The organism is Flavobacterium flabelliforme, assembly GCF_017948675.1.
GTDB classification, from domain to species: domain Bacteria; phylum Bacteroidota; class Bacteroidia; order Flavobacteriales; family Flavobacteriaceae; genus Flavobacterium; species Flavobacterium pygoscelis.
In genome coordinates this window covers 1-668 of record NZ_JAGFBU010000033.1, presented here as the reverse complement: position 1 = coordinate 668, position 668 = coordinate 1, and the positions used below count along the sequence as shown (strand labels likewise).

1 protein-coding gene is annotated in these 668 nt (G+C 44.9%); it reads right to left on the bottom strand.

Going from position 1 to position 668, the window contains the following annotated elements:
• A partial coding sequence (locus tag J3S90_RS15750) for a hypothetical protein (protein WP_210646981.1) occupies positions 1–668 on the bottom strand: 668 nt, incomplete at both ends.

The window sequence follows — 668 nt, the reverse complement described above, 5'->3', positions numbered from 1 at the left end:
TAACCGTGTAAGCCGTTCCTATCATACCGCCTGTTATGACTCCTGCTGCACTAACAGTTGGTCCTGCAGGTGAAAAATCATAAGTATTGGCTGCATTGTAATTCGTAAGAGTCATGCTTCCTGCAGCAGAACAAGTCGCTGCTGTTGTGCTCACTACTGGAGTTACTGGTGTAGCCAACTGTGTTAGGCTTATAACAGTAAAACTAGTAGAAGCCGCTGAGATACATCCAGAAGCGTTAGTCGCTGTAACCGTGTAAGCCGTTCCTATCGCGCCGCCTGTTATGACTCCTGTTGTAGTAACAGTTGGTCCTGTAGGTGAAAAAACATAAGTATTGGCTGTATTGTAATTCGTAAGAGTCATACTTCCTGCAGCAGAACAAGTCGCTGCTGTTGTGCTCACTACTGGAGTTACTGGTGTAGCCAACTGTGTTAGGCTTATAATAGTAAAACTATTAGAAGCTGCTGAAATACATCCGGAAGCGTTAGTTGCTTTAACCGTGTAAGCCGTTCCTATCATACCGCCTGTTATGACTCCTGCTGTACTAACAGTTGGTCCTGCAGGTGAAAAATCATAAGTATTGGCTGCATTGTAATTCGTAAGAGTCATACTTCCTGCAGCAGAACAAGTCGCTGCTGTTGTGCTCACTACTGGAGTTACTGGTGTAGCC